Annotated in this window: 7 protein-coding genes; all 7 read right to left on the bottom strand. The window is 40.8% G+C overall.

From position 1 onward, the window contains the following. Positions 1–164: 164 nt before the first annotated feature. The 7 genes from DFR28_RS19285 to DFR28_RS19775 all read right to left on the bottom strand — a co-directional run bounded on the left by DFR28_RS19285 (position 165) and on the right by DFR28_RS19775 (position 4,106). A complete protein-coding gene (locus DFR28_RS19285; protein ID WP_147251077.1) occupies positions 165–503 on the bottom strand; it encodes a hypothetical protein in 339 nt (112 codons plus the stop codon). A 107-nt stretch (positions 504–610) separates the two neighbouring features. Continuing rightward, on the bottom strand, positions 611–979 hold the full coding sequence (locus DFR28_RS19280) for a DUF6869 domain-containing protein (protein WP_147251076.1): 369 nt from the start codon (positions 977–979) through the stop codon (positions 611–613). A 416-nt stretch (positions 980–1,395) separates the two neighbouring features. Beyond that, complete coding sequence (locus tag DFR28_RS19275; RefSeq protein ID WP_113956036.1) at positions 1,396–1,785, bottom strand: hypothetical protein; 390 nt, start codon at positions 1,783–1,785, stop codon at positions 1,396–1,398. 81 nt (positions 1,786–1,866) lie between these two features. After that, entirely contained in the window at positions 1,867–2,091 is a 225-nt protein-coding gene (locus DFR28_RS19270) for a hypothetical protein (protein WP_147251075.1), read from the bottom strand. Between the two features lie 770 nt (positions 2,092–2,861). Next, positions 2,862–3,362: a deoxycytidylate deaminase gene (locus DFR28_RS19265; RefSeq protein WP_113956034.1), complete on the bottom strand. Its 501-nt coding sequence runs from the start codon at positions 3,360–3,362 to the stop codon at positions 2,862–2,864. A gap of 100 nt (positions 3,363–3,462) precedes the next feature. Further along, on the bottom strand, positions 3,463–3,792 hold the full coding sequence (locus DFR28_RS19260) for a hypothetical protein (protein WP_113956033.1): 330 nt from the start codon (positions 3,790–3,792) through the stop codon (positions 3,463–3,465). Between the two features lie 143 nt (positions 3,793–3,935). Further along, positions 3,936–4,106 (bottom strand): hypothetical protein, encoded by a 171-nt coding sequence (locus DFR28_RS19775; RefSeq protein ID WP_170132189.1) that lies wholly within the window; start codon positions 4,104–4,106, stop codon positions 3,936–3,938. Positions 4,107–4,228 lie beyond the last annotated feature (122 nt).

The raw sequence follows: 4,228 nt of genomic DNA, 5'->3' as shown, positions 1-4,228 counted from the left end.
AAGGAATGTCCAAAACGCATGCCATAGACCAATGGCAATACGATGACTTAGTAAAATATCTCCTTTTAGCACTTTACTATCGATGCTTATAACGCCGCAAAAACGGGCGCGGGCACCGCGTCCGAGCCGAAGGCGTTAAGTTTTTTGCCTTGTTATATTTCGATTCAGTAGATTGCATCAGATTCATGCAGAACAGACCAATTGTCACCTTGTTTTAAAAGAAGAACCTTACTGCCGTAGTAATCAGGTTTTTGCATGGATAACAAGAAAACATCGTACATCACAAACTCTAGTGTTATCGAATCAAATGGAATATTTTGGCTCTCTTTTTCAGAGATTATTGTGTTGATAATTTCAGGACTTTTTTCACCGATCTGAGATTTTAAGTACTCAACTTCTCCAGGCATTCCTTTGATGCAGAATCGTTTAGTACAATCCTCTTTGGCTTGTACTGGCAATATAATTAATAGGCCTACTAGAAGTAAAAAAAGACGAAGAATCATTGTATTGGTGAACCTCAAGAAAATATAACGCCCTTAAAACGGGCGCGCGTTTTCTGCGCGTCCGAGTGAGCGAAGCGAATGGCAGTTTTTGAGCTTGTTATAAGCCTTTACCATGATTTATAGTTTCTCGCTTTAATGACTCGGTTCCATATTTCTATGGAACCACCTCGCCAAACTCCACCCAACAAGTGGCGAAAGCTAGGATCATTTCTTGCTTGTTCCTCAATTCTTTCGATAAAGGCGTCTCCATGATAATGGATTATGTCTTCTAGAGGCCCAGCGGATAAAGCGCCAATTACTCGCTCGTTTGGACCTCTGGACATGATTTCTAAAATGGCTTTCCAGCTAATTTCAGGCTCATCATATGTAACATCAATAAATTCCTGAATCGCCTCATTAGATGGATCATGCTCAACGCCTTCTGCATAAGCCAAAAGATATTCTGATACCCACTTCGAAAATTGGTTAGGACTCAAAACTAGCTGTGCTTATAACGCTAAGCCAAGGGGCGGCGCGAAGCAGCCGTCCCGCGGAGCCAACTTGTTGGCGGAGTGAACTTTGACGCCTTGTTAGGTGGTGTGACTTTTTCGATGACTTGATGCACTTCCTTATTACCTCCACAGAACAAAACCATTTCTTTCGTTTACTAAGCCAGACTATCAGAATTCGTTTAGTGATAAAAATGCTGGTCGACCAAAACGATATAAATACTTAACTTACAACGATGAACCAGTTTTCTAGACTGCCTCACCTACGGAAATTTGCACCAACAAAAAACTTATTATCAACGACCGTTTTAGCTAAACAGACAGAACACACCTAACGCCCTTAAAACGGGCGCGCGCTTTTTGCGCGTCCGAATGAGCGTAGCGAATGTAAGTTTTTAAGCTTGTTATATACCAAACTTAATTACCTGAGTTTTTACACAAAGAGCTAAAGAACCATCTTTAGCTGGTAGAGCGTGATAACGAGCTTCAAATTTTGCTTTTGTCATATGAGCGATTGTTGAATAAAAGTATGCGCTTACTTTATTGCTTTCGTCCTGCTCAGAAAATTGTATAGGGATACTAGCTGCCCCATTGAAATAAAAAATCGATGATAGTTTCGAGCCCTTATCAATATATGGGAGCTTAATTAGAAAAGTATCAAAGTCATTTTTAGTTTCATAAGATTCCCTAGGTATTATTTCGGCTGAATAAGGTATTTCATCACCGTCACACGCAAAGGCTGAAGTCCCACTTAAAAGGATTAAACATGCTAGTAATTTAATAACGGATTTCATCTGTGTATATAACGCCCTTCAAACGGGCGCGCGCTTTTTGCGCGTCCAAATGAACGTAGTGAATGTAAGTTTTGGAGCTTGTTATATTTTTTCACTTGTTACCGCGGTGTCTTTCTTTGAATGATTATCAAGACCACCTTTAATAATTAAAGCTAATGCGACCACACCAAACCCAAGCCAAATAACAATAATTGGTTTGGAAATAGGTGGATTAGGAAAAAGGAGTTTATATGTGGAAGCAATTACGAAAATTGAATTCATAAACAAACCAATTCGAAGATATCTATTTAATACAGTTTTCTTCATTAACTATTCTCGAATATCAAAATACATATAACGCCAAGCCAAGGGGCGGCGCGGAGCAGCCGTCCCGCGGAGCCAACTTGTTGGCGGAGTGAACTTTGACGCCTTGTTATAAGTTTTCATAATTTTCACTATCGGAACCAGAGGAGAGCAAAATCATACAGCATCATTATAGGACTTTGTCTATTGCAGAACCCCAACGTGAAGCTTATTGCGCATGGAATAGCTATAAACACAACGGCCCATCTACTCTCGAGTGAGTATTCAAAAAGCAACACAACAATGAAGAATATAAGGAATGTCCAAAACGCATGCCATAGACCAATGGCAATACGATGACTTAGTAAAATATCTCCTTTTAGCACTTTACTATCGATGCTTATAACGCTAAGCCAAGGGGCGGCGCGGAGCAGCCGTCCCGCGGAGCCAACTTGTTGGCGGAGTGAACTTTGACGCCTTGTTAGGTGGTGTGACTTTTTCAATGACTTGATGCACTTCCTTTTGCCTCCAGGGAACAAAACCTTTTCTTTCGTTTACTAAGCCAGACTATCAGAATTCGTTTAGTGATAAAAATACTGTTCGACCAAAACGATATAAATACTTAACTTACAACGATGAATCAATTTTCGAGACTGCCTCACTCGCGGAATTTGGCACCGACAAAATACTTATTATCAACGACCGTTTTAGCTAAACAGACAGAACACACCTAACGCCAAGCAAAGGGGCGCGAAGACATGAGCGTCCCGCCGCAGGCGCACTTTTGATTCTTGTTATGAGGATTTTCCATTTGCCCAGTCACTTTTTGCATCTTCATAGGCAATTTGCCTAACGCCGCCTGGAATACGGTTCTGTACTTTTTCATACTGCGCTTGCAGAGATCCAATTGGATGCTTCCAATCATGTAGATAATAAACAGTATGTACTTTGGCTTGCAGCATCGCTTTGCTGCAATCAAAACATGGCCGCAAGGTTGAATACACAATACAGCCTTCAATTGAGTTACCAAATCTTGCTGCAGTAATAAGAGCATTTTGCTCTGCATGAACACAAATACAAACATCGTACCCAACACTCTCGTCATAGGCCTCTTTGTCTGCGCAACGAGCGCAGCCACCATCAAGACAGTTCGTCATACCTTCAGGAGTGCCATTGTAACCAGTCGAAATAATCCGATTATCTTTCACTACTACTGCACCTACTTTTCGACCAGTACAGTTCGCTTTCTCACGCACCGCACAAGCAATATTCATATAATACTCATCTCGATTCATTTCATGATCTCCTTCTCTTCTTACTCATAACGCCAAGCAAAGGGGCGCGCGTTTTCTGCGCGTCCCGCCGTAGGCGTACTTTTGGTTCTTGTTATATGTTTCAACCGCGTTCCTGCCAATAAGCTTTTTCCAAAATTCCGTTCTCAAACTTCATGAAACAAATATAGCCCATTAAATATGTGTCGCTATGTAATTGAACTAAATCACTATCTAATGAGTATTGATTAAGTGCAGAATTTTTTACCGTTTTCGCTTTATCAATCACCACACTATAGTCGGTGCCTGATTTTAGTGATTCACAAAATTCTTTAATAGGTTTTTCGGTGAACCAATATAACCAAATTCCATAGCCAAGAAATAGCAGAAATATTATAGTAATTGCGCAAAGCAAAGATGCTAAACGTAGGAATATAGAACGAATCAGATTCATTAATGCGTATAACGCCTCAAACACGGGCGCGCGTCTTTTGCGCGTCCGAGCGAACGCAGTGAGTGAAAGTGTTTTGCCTTGTTATATGCCCTACAACTTGGGTTTGTATAGATTGACGTTACATGTAGTAGCATTAAGTTCATTTAAACGTCCTCCCTTTCTTGATATTTCTCTGACTTTTCTTTCCTTTCTATAGCCTCTAGTCTTCTAGCAATATCTTTCATCTTGCTCTCTCTACTTCGCTTTTCTTTCAGGTACTGGTCAAGCACACCAACAACACCAATAAGAATAAATGTGATAATTATTAAATCCATTGTAAGTACTCTTTAATCTGCGTCATATAACGCCGCGAACACGGGCGCAGGTACTGCGTCCGAGCGCAGCGGCAGTGTTTTGCCTTGTTATATGCCTTTTTCATAATCGCTGTTTCGTACAC

Source organism: Arenicella xantha (genome assembly GCF_003315245.1).
In the GTDB taxonomy this organism is placed as follows: Bacteria; Pseudomonadota; Gammaproteobacteria; order Arenicellales; family Arenicellaceae; genus Arenicella; species Arenicella xantha.
The sequence above is the reverse complement of the archived record's forward strand: the minus strand, read 5'-3'. Positions and strand labels throughout refer to the sequence as shown.

What these genes read in the sequence shown, in the direction of transcription:
- DFR28_RS19285 (WP_147251077.1), bottom strand. Translation starts at nt 503, where the DNA reads ATGATTCTTCGTCTTTTTTTACTTCTAGTAGGCCTATTAATTATATTG.
- DFR28_RS19275 (WP_113956036.1), bottom strand. Translation starts at nt 1,785, where the DNA reads ATGAAATCCGTTATTAAATTACTAGCATGTTTAATCCTTTTAAGTGGG.
- DFR28_RS19270 (WP_147251075.1), bottom strand. Translation starts at nt 2,091, where the DNA reads ATGAAGAAAACTGTATTAAATAGATATCTTCGAATTGGTTTGTTTATG.
- DFR28_RS19265 (WP_113956034.1), bottom strand. Translation starts at nt 3,362, where the DNA reads ATGAATCGAGATGAGTATTATATGAATATTGCTTGTGCGGTGCGTGAG.
- DFR28_RS19260 (WP_113956033.1), bottom strand. Translation starts at nt 3,792, where the DNA reads ATGAATCTGATTCGTTCTATATTCCTACGTTTAGCATCTTTGCTTTGC.
- DFR28_RS19775 (WP_170132189.1), bottom strand. Translation starts at nt 4,106, where the DNA reads ATGGATTTAATAATTATCACATTTATTCTTATTGGTGTTGTTGGTGTG.